Origin of the sequence: Micromonospora sp. DT201, from assembly GCF_049841575.1 — a bacterium.
Taxonomy (GTDB): Bacteria; Actinomycetota; Actinomycetes; order Mycobacteriales; family Micromonosporaceae; genus Micromonospora.
In genome coordinates, this window is the sequence record NZ_JBNCKP010000098.1 from 1 (window position 1) to 335 (window position 335).

The window sequence follows — 335 nt, forward strand, 5'->3', positions numbered from 1 at the left end:
GTAGCCGCGGGTGGCGATCCAGTCGGCGAGGTGTTCGGTGGTGATGTCGTAGGAGGCGGTGTTGGGGTCGGCGGAGTCGGCGATGGTGACGGTGTTGCCGTTGTCGTGGTAGCCGACGACGCTGATGTAGTGCCCGCCTTCGTAGGAGTGGACGTTGCCGTTGGTGTCGGTGCTGGTGCCGGCGATGTTGGCGACGACGGCGCGGCCGTTGTCGACGGTCTTGACGATGTCGGCGCGCAGCTGGTCGGTCTGCTTGGCGTCGGCGTCGGGGTTGCTGATCTCGACGGAGTGGTAGGCGTTGTTGCCGGTTTCCTTGTTCAGGACGGGGGTGATGT

1 protein-coding gene is annotated in these 335 nt (G+C 65.4%); it reads right to left on the reverse strand.

Features of this window, described 5'->3' with window-relative positions; translation table 11 throughout:
- On the reverse strand, positions 1-335 hold a 335-nt coding region (locus ACLQ28_RS34580; protein WP_425690459.1), incomplete at both ends, for a C39 family peptidase.